The organism is Pseudomonas sp. D2002 (assembly GCF_013385735.1).
Taxonomy (GTDB): domain Bacteria; phylum Pseudomonadota; class Gammaproteobacteria; order Pseudomonadales; family Pseudomonadaceae; genus Aquipseudomonas.
Genome location: NZ_JACAPL010000010.1, coordinates 112,675 through 128,120 on the forward strand (window position 1 = coordinate 112,675; position 15,446 = coordinate 128,120).

The 15,446-nt window shown below is 60.4% G+C and carries 15 protein-coding genes; 5 read left to right on the plus strand and 10 right to left on the minus strand.

The window, feature by feature from the left end; all coding sequences use genetic code 11:
• Positions 1–58 precede the first annotated feature (58 nt).
• Positions 59–835, minus strand: a complete 777-nt coding sequence (locus HX783_RS20160; RefSeq protein ID WP_159960032.1) for a ferredoxin--NADP reductase — start codon at positions 833–835, stop codon at positions 59–61.
• Between the two features lie 456 nt (positions 836–1,291).
• On the opposite strand from HX783_RS20160, the gene HX783_RS20165 reads away from it, so the two are divergent.
• Both HX783_RS20165 and HX783_RS20170 read left to right on the plus strand, forming a co-directional pair.
• Positions 1,292–2,002 (plus strand): LuxR family transcriptional regulator, encoded by a 711-nt coding sequence (locus HX783_RS20165; protein ID WP_177018018.1) that lies wholly within the window; start codon positions 1,292–1,294, stop codon positions 2,000–2,002.
• 172 nt (positions 2,003–2,174) lie between these two features.
• Positions 2,175–3,299 carry a class I SAM-dependent methyltransferase gene (locus HX783_RS20170; RefSeq protein ID WP_177018019.1) on the plus strand — a complete coding sequence of 375 codons (1,125 nt, stop codon included), beginning with the start codon at positions 2,175–2,177 and terminating at the stop codon, positions 3,297–3,299.
• 65 nt (positions 3,300–3,364) lie between these two features.
• On the opposite strand, the gene HX783_RS20175 is transcribed toward HX783_RS20170, so the two are convergent.
• From HX783_RS20175 to HX783_RS20185, 3 genes are read right to left on the minus strand one after another with little or no spacing between them, the layout of a single operon-like run.
• Positions 3,365–3,532 carry a DUF2474 domain-containing protein gene (locus HX783_RS20175; protein WP_081321503.1) on the minus strand — a complete coding sequence of 56 codons (168 nt, stop codon included), beginning with the start codon at positions 3,530–3,532 and terminating at the stop codon, positions 3,365–3,367.
• A 12-nt stretch (positions 3,533–3,544) separates the two neighbouring features.
• Positions 3,545–4,552, minus strand: coding sequence for a cytochrome d ubiquinol oxidase subunit II (gene cydB, locus HX783_RS20180; RefSeq protein ID WP_106579299.1), 1,008 nt, complete (start codon positions 4,550–4,552; stop codon positions 3,545–3,547).
• Between the two features lies 1 nt (position 4,553).
• Positions 4,554–5,999, minus strand: a complete 1,446-nt coding sequence (locus HX783_RS20185) for a cytochrome ubiquinol oxidase subunit I (protein WP_177018020.1) — start codon at positions 5,997–5,999, stop codon at positions 4,554–4,556.
• 319 nt (positions 6,000–6,318) lie between these two features.
• Between HX783_RS20185 and HX783_RS20190 the strand changes: the two genes are divergently transcribed.
• A complete protein-coding gene (locus HX783_RS20190; RefSeq protein WP_177018021.1) occupies positions 6,319–7,560 on the plus strand; it encodes an MFS transporter in 1,242 nt (413 codons plus the stop codon).
• Positions 7,561–7,715: 155 nt separating this feature from the next.
• Here the strand turns inward: HX783_RS20190 and HX783_RS20195 are convergent, their stop codons facing one another.
• From HX783_RS20195 to HX783_RS20210, 4 genes are all read right to left on the minus strand, one after another.
• Positions 7,716–9,899: a xanthine dehydrogenase family protein molybdopterin-binding subunit gene (locus tag HX783_RS20195; protein WP_177018022.1), complete on the minus strand. Its 2,184-nt coding sequence runs from the start codon at positions 9,897–9,899 to the stop codon at positions 7,716–7,718.
• Positions 9,896–10,885 carry a xanthine dehydrogenase family protein subunit M gene (locus tag HX783_RS20200; RefSeq protein WP_177018023.1) on the minus strand — a complete coding sequence of 330 codons (990 nt, stop codon included), beginning with the start codon at positions 10,883–10,885 and terminating at the stop codon, positions 9,896–9,898. The genes HX783_RS20195 and HX783_RS20200 overlap by 4 nt, the downstream gene beginning before the upstream one ends.
• Positions 10,882–11,406, minus strand: a complete 525-nt coding sequence (locus HX783_RS20205; protein WP_159960048.1) for a (2Fe-2S)-binding protein — start codon at positions 11,404–11,406, stop codon at positions 10,882–10,884. The genes HX783_RS20200 and HX783_RS20205 overlap by 4 nt, the downstream gene beginning before the upstream one ends.
• Positions 11,407–11,512: 106 nt before the next feature.
• Positions 11,513–11,959 (minus strand): DUF4879 domain-containing protein, encoded by a 447-nt coding sequence (locus tag HX783_RS20210; protein WP_177018024.1) that lies wholly within the window; start codon positions 11,957–11,959, stop codon positions 11,513–11,515.
• Positions 11,960–12,169: 210 nt separating this feature from the next.
• Between HX783_RS20210 and HX783_RS20215 the strand changes: the two genes are divergently transcribed.
• On the plus strand, positions 12,170–13,465 hold the full coding sequence (locus HX783_RS20215) for an NCS2 family permease (protein ID WP_159960052.1): 1,296 nt from the start codon (positions 12,170–12,172) through the stop codon (positions 13,463–13,465).
• The gene (gene trmA / locus HX783_RS20220) at positions 13,462–14,541 is read left to right on the plus strand and encodes a tRNA (uridine(54)-C5)-methyltransferase TrmA (RefSeq protein WP_159960054.1); all 1,080 of its coding nucleotides are present in this window, start codon (positions 13,462–13,464) and stop codon (positions 14,539–14,541) included. The genes HX783_RS20215 and trmA overlap by 4 nt, the downstream gene beginning before the upstream one ends.
• On the opposite strand, the gene HX783_RS20225 is transcribed toward trmA, so the two are convergent.
• Entirely contained in the window at positions 14,524–14,991 is a 468-nt protein-coding gene (locus HX783_RS20225) for a DUF2442 domain-containing protein (protein ID WP_177018025.1), read from the minus strand. The genes trmA and HX783_RS20225 overlap by 18 nt on opposite strands.
• Complete coding sequence (locus HX783_RS20230) at positions 14,988–15,416, minus strand: DUF4160 domain-containing protein (protein WP_177018026.1); 429 nt, start codon at positions 15,414–15,416, stop codon at positions 14,988–14,990. The genes HX783_RS20225 and HX783_RS20230 overlap by 4 nt, the downstream gene beginning before the upstream one ends.
• Positions 15,417–15,446 lie beyond the last annotated feature (30 nt).

Sequence of the window (15,446 nt, forward strand, 5' to 3'; positions counted from 1 at the left end):
GCCCGGGCTTGGCAAAAAAAGGCGCCTATTGCAGGCGCCTTTTTTTTACCCCGGCGGTTTACCAGTAGTTTTCCACTGCCACCTGGCCAGGACGGCGGCTCAGGCTCAGTTGCATGTCGCGTTGCTTGAGCAGTTGGCGGGTGTCATCGACCATCTGCGGGTTGCCGCAAATCAGTACGCGGGAGTGTTCCGGGGTCAGTTCAACGCCGGCAGCGCGCTCCAACTCGCCATTCTCGATAAGGGTGGTAATACGCCCATTCAGCGCCCCCGGATGCTGCTCACGGGTCACGGTAGGAATGTAGACGAGCTTGTGAGCGTGCTCGGCTAGGTACTCACGCTCGCCCAGTTCCTTGATCAACGCCTGATACGCCAGCTCCTGGGCCTCCCGAGCGCTGTACACCAGCACAATGCGCTCGAATTTTTCCCACACCTCAAAGTCCTGCAGGATCGATAGGAATGGCGCCACGCCCGTCCCGGTGCCCAGCAACCACAAATCACGTCCGTCGACAAAGCGGTTAAGTGTCAGGAAGCCCGTGGCTTGACGCTCCACCAGCAGCGTATCGCCCACCTGCAGGCGACTCAGCTCACTGGTGAATTCGCCGCCCGGTACAACGATGGAAAAGAAGTCGAGGTGCTCGTCAAACGGCGAAGACACAATCGAATAGGCACGCCATACGGTGCTGCCATCCGCCTTGGCGACGCCCAAACGCACGAATTGGCCTGCCGTAAACCGGAAACCCGGGTCGCGCGTAGTGCGCAAGGTAAACAGGCTGGGGGTCAGCGATTGCACGTCGAGCAAGGTCTGGCGGGTAAATTTCTCAGCACTGGCCGTCATGAGGAGCTCCGTTTAACAGGTGCCCTAGTGTCCCTCAAAGTCGCGCGGGGAAACACCGCTGGTTTGTACTGGCATTGCGATTGTTCGACAGTCTTACAGGCAGGCATGAGGTTAGGCTGTTCAGCTACTTGTAACAATTAAATACAAGGCGGCTGTCTAGTTCGAACTAATCATTTAGCTATTTCCTCGCTTACTTCATGTCATTAGATGAGGCCTTAAATTTAAAGGCCATCAATTTAACATCGCCGGCAAGCTATTAAAAACAATGAAATTTTCCGGGCAGTAAGTCGCCCTGTACAAAAATAAGCATCCTGTACACATTAGAGAAAATGAAATGCGGATATCAGGCAAATTTTTTTCACACAAAATACGTAGGACATGTCCTACACTAATTTTCGTGCCGCATTGGGGGCCAGGACGTACCCAAGTCACACTAACACCCATGGAGAGTTACCAATGGTTAACTGGCGCAATACAAGACTCCCCAAACTGGAGGGTGAGAACAAGATCACCACTGTTTATGAGATGGTCATCAATCACACGTACCAGCTAGGGTTTGAATACTGTTCTTTCACAATGAGCTCACAACAATCCAACCATCAGACGAAGCCGATCAATTTAAATAACTACCCGAATGAATGGAACACACTTTATAACCAAGCGCACTTTTTTGATGTAGACCCTGTCGTTGCTCACTGCAAACGTAGCGTGCTGCCGATTGTGTGGGAGCAGAAGACCTTCAACGCCTCACCGGATTTATGGGCGTTGGCCCAATCGTTTGGCGTGCACTTGGGCTGGACCCAGGCAGTGCATGACTTCCAGGGCGTGTTCAGCATGCTGACCCTGGGTCGAAGTACCGGCAAAGTCACCCCCGAAGAACTTTACGAGAAAGCCGGCCAGGTACTGTGGCTCTGCCATGCGATGCACGCAGTGGTTTCACATAAATATGCCGACAAACCGGGCATCTCGCCCCCTTGCAAGCTGACGCCACGGGAAACGGACATCCTCAGATGGTCAGCCATGGGCAAGACTGCATCAGACATCGCCACGATCCTGTGCCTGTCAGAGCGTACCGTGGGCTTTCATATCAGCAGTTGCCTCAGGAAACTGGGCGTTAATAACAAGATCGCCGCCGTGCTCTGTGCCTCGAAAGCCGGGTTGTTTTAGCTGCTTTAGAAACACCGCATGTAATCCCATCGAAAAAAAAGTAACATTTACGGCCAATTCTGAGTGTTGACGCAGTTCCCGTTGCGGAAGTCGCCTCGCAGTTCACTCAGATGGTTGCGCCGGCTGCCCACAGCCGCCGAACACCCATCGATGACCCAGAGCCTCCCCCGCCATGCCCCTGCTTGACAGCCCCTTCGCCCAGCTCGACCTGATTCGCCAGCCTGAGCAACACAATGATCCGCTGCAGGCCTTCGACGCCGCCGACGAGTACCTGCTCAGCTATCTGGCCGATCAGCAGCCCGGCGCTGCAACCCGTGTGCTGGTGCTCAATGACAGTTTCGGCGCTTTGGCGGCCAGCCTGGAAGGCCAGGTGCAGCTCACGTCCAGCGGCGATTCGTTTCTCGCAGCCCTTGGCCTTGAGAAAAACCTGGTGCGCAACGGCAAGGCATTTGACGCGGTGACGTTTGTGCCTGCCAGCCAGGTGCCAGTGGGGCCATTCGACCGCGTGCTGATCCGCGTGCCCAAAACCCTGGCGCTGCTCGAAGAGCAATTGATCCGTCTGCAAGGGCAATTGGCACCGGGCGCCGAAGTGGTCGCCTCGGCAATGATCAAGCACTTGCCACGGGCCGCAGGCGAGTTGCTGGAGCGGTACATCGGGCCGATGCACGCGTCTCTCGCGGTAAAAAAAGCACGGCTGCTGATCGCGACCGCAGAGGCTCGCCCTAACGCCGTGTCGCCCTACCCCACCCGTTACAGCCTGGACACACCGAGCATCGAACTGCTCAACCACGCCAATGTATTCTGCCGCGAAGGCCTGGACATCGGCACCCGCGCCTTCCTCCCACACCTGCCGAAAAACCTCGGCAGCGCCCGCGTGGCGGACCTGGGCTGTGGCAACGGCGTATTGGCAATCGCCAGCGCGCTGCAAAACCCCGAGGCGCGGTACACCTTGGTGGATGAGTCCTACATGGCCGTGCAATCAGCACTCGAAAACTGGCAAGCGGCTCTGGGTGCACGCGATGTGACGGTGCGCGCCGACGATGGCCTGGCCGGCCAGGAGCAAGACTCCCTGGACGTGGTGCTATGCAATCCACCCTTCCACCAACAGCAGGTAGTGGGCGATTTCCTCGCCTGGCGCATGTTCCAGCAAGCGCGATCATCACTGGTGGTTGGCGGCGCCCTTTATATAGTCGGCAACCGTCACTTGGGTTATCACACCAAACTGGCGCGGTTATTCCGTGGCGTCGAGCAAGTCGCTACCACACCAAAATTCGTGATCCTCAAAGCGCGCAAATAAAAAAACCCTGCCTTTCTTGCAAAAGGCAGGGCTGAAAGCCGGGCCGCGAGGCCCGGATTGGGATGTCAGTGGGTCGTCAGGCCGGCCGCGTTCATGAACATACGCATCAGGCTGGCGACGACGAACAGCGCCAGCACACTGCCAGTCCAGATCATCGCCAACCACCCCAGGCGCCGCCACAGCGGCTGTTTCTCGGCCTGTTCGATCTCTTGCAACGACGGTTTGCCGGACATGAACCAACCCTCCTAGTGATAGCCGTCTTCGTGGGTGACCTTGCCGCGGAACACGTAGTAGCTCCAGAAGGTGTAGCCCAGGATGAACGGAATGATGAACAGCGTGCCCACCAGCATGAAGCCCTGGCTCTGCGGCGGCGCGGCGGCGTCCCAGATCGAGACTGACGGCGGAATGATGTTCGGCCACAGGCTGATGCCCAAGCCGCTGTAGCCGAGGAAGATCAGCACCAGCGTCAGCAAAAACGGCGTGTAGTGGGCATTACGCGCCACGGCGCGAATCAAACCGTACATGGTCACCAGCACCAGGATCGGCACCGGCAGGAACCAGAACAGGTTCGGCAGAGTAAACCAGCGCGAAGCGATTTCCGGGTGCGCCAGCGGCGTCCACAGGCTGACGATGCCGATCACCGCCAACACCACGAAAGCCAATGGCCGCGCCAGGTTGTGCATCTGCTCCTGCAACTTGCCTTCGGTCTTCATGATCAGCCAGGTGCAGCCGAGCAAGGCATAGGCGATGACCAAGGCAACGCCACAGAACATCGTGAACGGCGTGAGCCAGTCCAGCGAACCACCGGCAAACTGACGGTCGACCACCGGGATGCCGTCGATAAACGCCCCCAGCGCCACGCCCTGGAAGAACGTCGCCGCAATCGAGCCGCCGATAAATGCCTTGTCCCACAGGTGACGCTTGTCGTCCTTGGCCTTGAAGCGGAACTCGAAGGCCACGCCCCGGAAGATCAGCCCGATCAGCATCAGGATCAGCGGCAAGTACAACGCCGACAACACCACCGAATAGGCCAGCGGGAACGCGCCGAACAGCGCCGCGCCGCCGAGTACCAGCCAGGTTTCGTTACCGTCCCAGACCGGGGCGACAGTGTTCATCATCACGTCACGGTCGACTTTTCCCGGAATGAACGGGAAGAGGATGCCGATACCCAGGTCAAAACCGTCCATGACCACGTACATCATGATGCCGAAGATGATGATCACGGCCCAGATCAGCGGAAGATCAATACCCATCTCAATTCCCCTTGTGCTGGATGTGGGCGTGGTCGTGGTCGTCATCGCTGCCATCATCGGCGGCAGACAACGGACGCGCCGGTGTGCGTTTCTGGCCAGGGCCACCGTGGGTCGGCTCGCTGCCTTCGTGGGTCTGCGGCCCTTTGCGCACCAGGCGCATCATGTAGCCCAACCCTGCGCCGAACAGCGCGAAGTACACCACCACGAACAGCACCAGCGTAATCGTCATCTGCGCCAGGCTATGCCCGGACGATGCATCCGCCGTGCGCATCAGCCCATAGACCACCCACGGCTGGCGGCCGATTTCGGTGGTGAACCAACCGGCGAGAATCGCGATCAGGCCGGACGGGCCCATCCACAGCGCCAGGTACAGGAACGGCTTGGACGTGTACATCTTGTCGCCCCGGCGCAGCCAGAGGCTGAACAGGCCGGTGAAGATCATCAGGAAACCCAGGCCGACCATGACCCGGAACGACCAGAACACGATGGTCGAGTTAGGCCGGTCTTGCGGTGGAAACTCCTTGAGCGCCGGCACCTGTTTATCCAGCGAGTGCGTCAGGATCAGGCTGCCGAGGTACGGAATCTCGACCGCGTATTTGGTTTTCTCGGCCTTCATGTCGGGCCAGCCGAACAGGATCAGCGGCGTCGGCTCGTTGCCGATATTTTCCCAGTGGCCTTCAATCGCGGCGATTTTCGCCGGTTGATGCTTGAGCGTGTTGAGGCCGTGGAAGTCACCGATCACCGCCTGGATAGGCGCCACGATCAGGGCCATCCACATCGCCATCGACAGCATGGTGCGGATCGCCGGGTTGTCCCTGCCGCGCAGCAAGTGCCAGGCCGCCGAAGAGCCGACGAAAAACGCCGTGGCCACAAATGCCGCCGTGGCCATGTGCATCAGGCGGTAGGGGAACGATGGGTTGAAGATTACCGCAAGCCAGTCGGTCGGAATCACGCGGCCATCGATGATTTCAAAGCCCTGCGGCGTCTGCATCCAGCTGTTGGACGCGAGAATCCAGAAGGTTGAGATCAACGTACCCACGGCCACCATCACCGTGGCAAAAAAGTGCAATTTGCGCCCGACCTTGTTCCAGCCGAACAGCATCACCCCCAGGAACCCGGCCTCAAGGAAGAAGGCCGTCAGCACCTCATAGGTCAGCAATGGCCCGGTCACCGCGCCGGCGAAGTCCGAGAAACGGCTCCAGTTGGTGCCGAACTGGTAGGCCATGACCAACCCCGAGACCACACCCATGCCGAAGTTGACGGCAAAGATCTTCGACCAGAAATGGTAGAGGTCACGGTAGGTGTCGTTATGGGTCTTGAGCCACAAGCCTTCCAGCACCGCGAGGTAACTGGCCAGGCCGATGGTGATCGCCGGGAACAGGATGTGGAATGAGATGGTGAACGCGAATTGAATTCGGGCGAGATCTAGCGCCTCCAAACCGAACATAAGTCTTCCTCTGTCAGGTAATACCGGCTGCTGGCTGGGAGCCTGCACCCACTGCCCCCACGGATATGGAGTGTGGCGAATTTCAATTCGTTTCTTTTTTTAACCAACCACGCAGGGAGTCTGGCCTTTCGGCCGCCAGAGCAATCCCGGGGCAGGGTTTGATCTGGATCAAGCATTGATGAAAGAGTAGTCCCATTTTGGCTGTAGGACTGTGTGGTCTTTTGCCGCGTGACAGGCTGCCTCAGTCGACTTCTTGCAACTATTTGTTACAGCTTGATGCTAATCTCGGCATTCCCTCTGCTCCCGACCTGAATTCCCGATGCCTACCCGTGAACCTGCGTTGCTATTGCGTCACCATCGCCCTTTCATCGCGTTCTGGCTGGCACGGATCTTCACCGCCAGCGGCTTCCAGATGCTCACCGTGGCCATCGGCTGGAACCTCTACCAACTGACCGGTAACGTGCTGGACCTGGGTTTGGTCGGCCTGGTGGAATTCGTACCGCGTGTACTGTTCATGCTGCACACCGGGCATGTGGCCGACCGCTATGACCGGCGCAAGGTCGCTGCGATCTGCCAGACCGTGCAGGCGCTGATCGCCTTGTCCCTGGCCATCGGCGGCCTGACCGGCAACGTGACCCGCGAGATGATCTTCATCCTCGCCTTCCTGCTCGGCGCTGCGCGCTCGTTTGAAATGCCGACCACCCAGGCGCTGCTGCCGAGCATCGTGCCCAGCGCGCTGTTCCCGCGCGCCGTGGCGTCGTCGCAATCGGCGCAGCAACTGGCGACCATCGTCGCGCCGGCCCTCGGCGGTTTGCTGTATGCGTTTGGCAGCGTGTGGGTGTATGGCCCGACAGTGGCGTTGTACCTGATCGCCTGCGTATTGACCCTCAACCTGCCCGCCCGCCAGACCCCATTGAATAAAGCCAAGGCCACCATGGACTCGTTGCTGGCCGGGATTCGCTTTATCCGTAGCCGCCCGGACATCCTCGGCGCCATCTCACTCGACCTGTTCGCCGTGCTGCTGGGCGGCGCGACCGCCTTGCTGCCGGTGTTTGCCAAAGACATCCTGCTGACCGGCGCCTGGGGCCTGGGCCTGCTGCGCTCGGCACCGGCGGTGGGCGCCTTGTTGATGTCGCTGTGGCTGGCGCGGTTTTCGGTGGACCGGAAAGTCGGGCGGGTGATGTTTACGGCTGTCGGCGTGTTCGGCGTAGCGACTATTGCCTTTGGCCTGTCGACCTCGTTCTGGTTTTCGCTGGCGGTGCTGGTGGTGCTCGGCGCGGCGGACATGATCAGCATGGTGATCCGCGCCTCGTTCGTGCAGTTGGAGACGCCGGATGAAATGCGCGGCCGCGTGAGTGCGGTCAACGGCCTGTTTATCGGCGCTTCCAATCAACTCGGCGAATTTGAATCGGGGATTACCGCCCACTGGTTCGGCACTGTGCCTGCCGTTGTGATGGGCGGGATTGGCACGCTGGTGGTGACGGGGGTGTGGATAAAACTGTTCCCGACCCTGGCCAACCGCGACCGTATGCATGTGCCGGTGGAAGAGACCAAGGTCTAAGCCCCGCCGCCTGATCTGATGTTGGAATACAGAAAATGTGGGAGCGGGCTTGCTCGCGAATGCGGTGTGTCAGTTAAGGAATAGGTGACTGACACTCCGTATTCGCGAGCAAGCCCGCTCCCACATTTTGATCTTCGGCGGGTTTAAGGTTTGCGCTACAGCACCTTATCCAGGGTGATGGGAAAGTCCCGCACGCGCTTGCCGGTGGCGTGATAAATCGCATTCGCCACCGCCGCCGCGACCCCGACGATACCAATCTCACCGACACCCTTGGACCCGAGGGCGTTGACGACTTCGTCGTGTTCTTCGACAAAAATCACGTCAATTTCGCCAATATCGGCGTTCACCGGGATGTGGTATTCGGCCAGGCTGTGGTTCATGTGGCGACCCAGTTGATGATCCGTCTGGGTTTCCTCATGCAACGCCATGCCAATGCCCCACACCACGCCGCCGAGGATCTGGCTGCGGGCCATCTTCGGATTAACCACGCGCCCGGCCGCAATCGCACTGACCACCCGGCGGACCTTGATGGTGCCCAGGTCTTCATCGACCCGAACCTCGACAAACACCGCCGAATGGGTGGCCGTGGCGTAGCCTTCACGTTTTTTGTCCGGCTCGCTGTCGACCTGTACCTCCAATGCCTCTTCGCCGCTGTCCTTGATCAGTTGGGCCAACGACACACTCACATCCCCCGTGTGCAACTGGCCGTCTTCAAAGCGCACGACCTCTGCGTCCTTGAACACCGGGTAAGTCTGCCGGGCGATCTTCAGCAATTTGGCATTCAGCGCTTCGCACGCCTGCTGCACGGCGGTGCCGACGGACGACACAGTGAACGAGCCGCCCTGCAAAGGCGCGGTGGGCAAGGACGAGTCGCCCAGCAAAAACTGGATATCGCCCATTGGCACGCCGCTGGCCTGGGCGGCAATCTGGGTCATGACCGTGTAGGTGCCGGTGCCGATATCGGTGGTGGCGCTGCTCACCGTCAGTTTGCCCTCGGTGTCGATGCGCGCCTTGGCGCTGGCCTTCATTTGCATGGCTTCCCACACGCCGCCGGCCATGCCCCAGCCGATCAACTGGTTACCGTCACGCATACTGCGCGGCTCCGGGTTGCGCTGGCTCCAGCCGAAGCGTTCGGCGCCTTCGCTGTAGCATTCGCGCAGGGCTTTGCTCGACCAGGGTTTGTCTTCGGCCTGGTTGCGCTCGGCGTAGTTGATCAGGCGCAGTTGCACCGGGTCCATGCCCAGCGCACACGCCAGTTCATCCATGGCGCATTCCAGGCCGATCACGCCCAACGCGGCGCCGGGCGCGCGCATGTCCATTGGCGTGTACACATCCAGCGGCACCAGTTTGTAGGTCAATTGCACGTTGTCACACTGGTAGAGCATGCCGCTCCATTCCACCACGTGTTCGCTGAAATCTTCGAAGCGCGACGTCTGGCCAATCGCGGTATGCCCCAGCGCGAGCAGGCGGCCATTGGCGGCGGCGCCCATCTGCAAACGCTGCAAGGTGCGCGGGCGGTAGCCGAAGGTGAACATTTGTTGGCGTGTCAGGGTGACGCGCACCGATCGTTTGAGTGCCAGCGCGCCCATCACCGCCAACGGCAGTTGATATTGCGGGCGCAGGCCCGAGCCAAAGGCGCCGCCGACAAACGCGGCAAAAATCCGCACCTGGCTTTTATCCAAGCCGAAGACTTTTTGCACATAAGCCTGGCAGTTCTGCGGGCCTTGGGTCTTGTCGTGGATATGCAGGGTGCCGTCCGCTTGGTACAGCACGGTGCTGGCGTGGGGCTCCATCGGGTTGTGGTGTTCGATCGGCGTGCTGTAGTGCATGTCGAGGCTGACGGCGGCCGCGGCCCATTCGGCCTGGAAGTTGCCGCGTGGCGCAGGTGGCGTTTGCGGCGAAGGGTACGCCTGCTCCTGCAGGGCCACCAGGTCGGTGTCGAAGGCTTCGCTGGCGTACTCGATCTCGACCAGCGAGCCAGCATGCCGCGCCAGTTCCAGGTTATCCGCAATCACCAGCGCCAACGGCTGGCCGCTGTACAGCACGCGGTCGTTATACAGCGGGCGAAATGGCGAGCCATCCGCCGCATCGGCGTCGACGAAAGCCTCATCGTAGCTGGCGAGTTTGGGCCGGTTGAGGTGATCAAGCACCATGACCACGCCCGGCAGCGCCAAGGCTTTGGACGCATCGATCCTGACGACCCGGCCTTTGGCGATGGTGCTGGAGACCACACTGCCATGCAGCAAGCCTTTTTCGGGATACTCACCGGCATAGCGTGCCTGGCCAGTCACTTTGAGCAGACCGTCGACGCGGTCCAAGGGTTTGCCGACAGCGGTCATGGGCGTTCTCCTGCGACAGCGGCATCGCTCAGGGCGCGAATAATTGCGCGGCGCGCCAGCTTGATCTTGAAGCCGTTGTGTTCCAAGGGCTCGGCGTCTTGCAGCAAGGCGTCGGCGGCGGCGCTGAAGGTTTCACGGCTGACGGACTGGCCAATCAGTGCGGCTTCCACCGCGCGGTCACGCCACGGTTTGTGCGCCACGCCGCCGAGGGCCAGGCGTGCATCGACGATGCGGTCGCCGTCCAGCTCAAGGGCGGCGGCGACGGAAACCAAGGCGAAGGCATAGGAGGCCCGGTCGCGAATTTTCAGGTAATGGCTGTGATTGGCCAGATGGTCGGCAGGCAACTCGATGGCAGTAATCAACTCATCGTCAGCCAGCAGGTTGTCGCGCTGCGGCGTATCGCCGGGCAGTCGATGGAAGTCGGCAAACTCGATAATCCGCGCACCACCACGGCCCTCTACGTGTACCCGCGCGTCCAGCGCGGCCAAGGCCACACACATGTCCGAGGGATGCGTGGCCACGCAGTGCTCGCTGGCGCCGAGGATCGCGTGGATGCGGTTCAAGCCGGTGCGCGCCGGGCAGCCGCTGCCAGGCTCACGCTTGTTGCACGGCACATTGGCGTCATAGAAGTAGTAACAACGGGTGCGCTGCAACAGGTTGCCACCGGTGCTGGCCATATTGCGCAATTGCGGCGAGGCGCCGGCCAGGATGGCCTGGGACAGCAACGGGTAACGCTGCTCGATCAACGGGTGCCAGGCCAGGTCGGCGTTGCTCACCAGCGCGCCGATGCGCAAGCCACCGTCGGCGGTTTCTTCAACCTCATGCAACGGCAGGCCGGTGATATCGATCAAGTGTTCGGGGCGGCTGATGTTTTCTTTCATCAGGTCCAGCAGGTTGGTGCCACCGGCGATAAAGCGCGACGCGGCGCTGCTCAGGTGCACGGCCTCGTGCACATCGGCGGGCTTGCTGTACTGGAAGGGGTTCATTGCTCACCTCCCTGGGCGCGACAGGCCGGCAAGGCGTCTTCGATGGCATCACGGATGTTGTTGTAGGCGCCGCAGCGGCACAGGTTGCCGCTCATCAGTTCCTGGATCTGCGCGGTGTCGTGGGCACGGCCTTCATTGGCCAGGCCGACGGCGGAGCAGATTTGGCCGGGGGTGCAGTAGCCGCACTGGAAGGCGTCATGCTTGATAAAGGCCTGCTGCATTGGGTGCAACACGTCGCCCTGGGCCAAGCCTTCGATGGTGGTCAGCTCGGCGCCATCGCACATCACCGCCAGGGTCAGGCAGGCGTTCACGCGTTTGCCATCGCGCAATACGGTGCAGGCGCCACATTGGCCGTGGTCGCAGCCCTTTTTGCTGCCGACCAGGTCGAGTTGCTCACGCAACAGGTCGAGCAAGGTGGTCCAGGGCAACACGTCCAGTTGGCGACTCTGACCGTTCAGAGTCAGGCGTATCGGGTGGCTGACGAACGGCTTGGCCGCCGCGCCATTAGGGGTTGCGCTCATAAACACCTCACGGGTTGGTATCCATCCGCGGCGTTCAGGAAAGTCGCCGTCTCAGGGGTACGACTTCCCGGGGTTTTGAGCGTTCAAGGCAATTGATAGGTGGCGATCAGCGAATGCTGAGGGTGGTGACCAGTTGATTGCGCGGCGGGTTGATCGAGGTGTTGCTGTACTGGAAGGTGCCGCCAGCTTGGATATTCAACTGGAACGTATAGATGTAGCCCATCAACGTGCCCGCGCCGCTGCACGCCTGGCTGACCGAGCCCACCTGGCAGATGGCGGTGCTGGTGCCGGACACTGGCGCGCCATCGAAGAACGCCTGGGAGCTATTGCCCAGCCCGACTTCCATCACGTACACCAGCGTTTGCCCACGATGTGTGCACATTTGGGTGCTGACCGCGCGTTCAGGGATGGTTTCGGTGCAACTGGCCGACTGCACCTTGAACACCCGCACCTCGCTCAACGCCGGTGCAGACGCGCCCCACGCCGGTGCTGCACCGAGCCACAGGCCGAGAATGGCGAACAGAGCTAGACTGCTGGCGTTGGCTTTTTTCATGCTGGTAACGACCCTGGATTAAACGTCGGCGCAGTATGCCTCAAGGCCATGAACCCACAAAACCAAGCCTATACGCCATTGGCCTTCGGCTGCTGGTATGATGCGCCGCTTTTTCCGATCCTCTCTGAAACCACAGGCGCTTGGCGCAGTTTGTGCTTTGACTTAGAGGTCAACAAATAACGACGCAAAATAGCGTCACAGGGAGCCGGCATGCTGGAAAAGCTGTTTCAACTCAAGGCACACAACACCAATGTGCGCACCGAGATTCTCGCGGGGATCACGACCTTTCTGGCCATGGCCTACATTCTGTTCGTGAACCCGAGCATCCTCGGCGAGACCGGCATGGACAAGGGCGCGGTGTTCGTCGCGACTTGCCTGGCCGCCGCCATCGGTTCGACCGTGATGGGCCTGATCGCCAACTACCCGATCGCACTGGCGCCGGGCATGGGCCTCAACGCCTTCTTTACCTACACCGTGGTCCTGCACATGGGCCACACCTGGCAAGTAGCGCTGGGTGCGGTGTTCATTTCGGCGGTGCTGTTCTTCCTGCTGTCGATCTTTCGCATCCGTGAATGGATCATCAACAGCATCCCACTGCCCCTGCGTTCGGCGATTGCGGCCGGTATCGGCTTGTTCCTGGCGCTGATCGCCCTGCATAACGCCGGCATCGTGGTCGGCAACCCGAATACCCTGGTGGGCTTGGGCGACCTGAAACAACCCGCGCCGATCCTGGCCACCTTTGGTTTTATCCTCATCGTGGCCCTGGAAGCCCTGGCCGTGCGCGGTGCGGTGCTGATCGGCATCTTGGCAGTGACCATTGTTTCGATCCTGTTGAATGTCACCCCGTTCGGCGGCGTGATCTCGGTGCCGCCATCCCTGGCCCCGACCTTCCTGCAACTGGATATCAAAGGCGCGCTGGATATTGGCCTGGTCAGCGTGATCTTCGCGTTCCTGTTCGTTGACCTGTTCGACAACTCCGGCACTCTGATCGGCGTCGCCAAGCGCGCCGGCCTGATGGGCAAGGACGGCCACATGCCGAAAATGGGCCGTGCCCTGATCGCCGACAGCACCGCGGCCATGGCCGGTTCGCTGCTGGGTACGTCGACCACCACCAGCTACATCGAGTCCGCTGCGGGCGTGAGTGCTGGTGGCCGTACCGGTTTGACCGCCATCGTGGTCGCCATCCTGTTCCTGCTGGCGCTGTTCTTCTCGCCGCTGGCTGCCAGTGTGCCTGCCTTCGCCACCGCACCGGCGCTGCTGTTCGTGGCCGTGCTGATGACCTCCGGCCTGGCCGAAATCGACTGGGACGACATTACTGTTGCAGCGCCGGTGGTGATCACCGCCCTGGCAATGCCCTTCACTTACTCCATCGCCAACGGCATCGCCTTCGGTTTCATCGCCTGGACCGCCATCAAGCTGCTTTCGGGCCGCTACCGTGAGCTGAACCCGGCACTGGTGATTCTGTCGATTCTGTTTGTGATCAAGCTGGGCTGGTTCAACGCATGACTTTTGACGCCGCAAGCTACACCGCTCAACTGCAAGACAAGGTCACGCGCCTGCGTGACCTGCTGGCACCGTTCGACGCCCCCGAGCCGCAGGTCTTCGATTCGCCGCTGCAGAACTTCCGCCTGCGCGCAGAGTTCCGCCTGTGGCGCGAAGGCGGCGAGCGCCACTACGCGATGTTTTCCCAGGACGACAAGCGCACGCCGATCCTGATCGAAGAATTCCCCATCGCAAGCCAGCGCATCAACCAGTTGATGCCGCAACTCAAGGCCGCCTGGCAAGCCAGCGCGGCGCTGAGCCACAAGCTGTTCCAGGTGGAGTTCCTCACCACCTTGGCCGGCGACGCGATGATCACCCTGTGTTATCACCGCCCGCTGGACGAGCACTGGCACACAGCCGCGAACAAGCTCGCGGCCGACTTGAATGTGAGCATCATCGGCCGCTCCAAGGGCAAGCGCGATGTGATCGGCCACGATTATGTGGTGGAAAAACTCGAAGTCGGCGGGCGCACGTTCAGCTATCGCCAACCCGAAGGCGCGTTCACCCAGCCCAACGGCACGGTGAACCAGAAGATGCTCAATTGGGCTTACGCAGCCTTGGGCGATCGCCCGGATGACTTGCTGGAGCTGTACTGCGGCAACGGTAACTTCACCCTGCCGTTGGCGACCCGCGTGCGCAAAGTGCTGGCCACCGAGATCAGCAAGACCTCAGTGAATGCGGCCCTGAGCAACCTCGATGAAAACGCTGTGGATAACGTTACCTTGGTGCGCCTGTCTGCCGAAGAACTCACCGAGGCGCTCAACGAAGTGCGCCCATTCCGCCGCCTGCACGGCATCGACCTGAAAAGCTACGAATTCGGCAGCGTGTTCGTCGACCCGCCGCGCGCCGGCATGGACCCGGACACCTGCGAGCTGACCCGTCGCTTCGATAACATCCTGTACATCTCCTGCAACCCGGAGACGTTGGCGGCGAACATTGCGCAACTGCATGACACGCACCGCATTACCCAGTGTGCGATGTTTGACCAGTTCCCGTGGACGCACCATATGGAGTCCGGGGTGTTACTGACCCGGCGGTAATTCAGCGCCATCCTCTTCTTTCTTGCGTGGACGACCGCCCTTCTTGCCATTGGCTCGGGCGGCCGCCGACTTGGCGGCGCTGCTTTTGCGACCGTTGCGCGAGGCTACCAGGCTTGTCGCAAGGTCCATCAAGGGCTGGCTGGTGGCGATGAGGCCGGTGATCGACACGTCCAGATCCTGCGCCTCACAGCACAACGCCTTGCCGCCAAAGCCGACCTCAAGTTGCTGAAAGTCCTCCTGGGAAAACCCTTCGAACTCCGGTAGCCCCGCCACAGGCAACATGACGCGGCTGCCGTCGCTGAAGCCGATGGAAATGCACTCGCTTTCATAGCGCACGTCGCTGGCGTTGGCGTACAGACGTTTGAGCTTGCGCCCACGGGCGATTGCCTTGTCGACATCGGCCTCAGTGAGCGGCTTATAGGGCACAGTTTTCGCTTTTACAATTTTCATAAATTAATCCCCACGCAATCTGGCGCTCTTACCAGATTCAAAATTGTCCGTTGCTCTACAACGTCGTGCCAGGCACTTGCGATGACATAGACACCACGTCGAATGACCAACCCTTGAACCAATTCACCAGCGTCCCAATCCCAGGAATGATTCTCCAGGCAAACCGTTTGCAGTTTTTCCCACCAAATCCTGCGTGCCCGCGCCAAGTAGTGCCGCTGCATGATCGCCTCGCGTATTTCCTTCAGGATCGCTGTGGGTGGTCGCCTTCGTTCAGGTTCCACATCCCACAACTCCACTTCCCCATCCAGAAAACTGAAACGAAACCGTGCATCCCATGCCTTGCCCCTGACATGCACGTGAGGCGGGCAATGCTCATCCCTGACGAACACCGAAATTACATATCCTTTATAAGCACCTACTCTCATCGTAACCCATCCGTTAGGTTATTCTCCGTC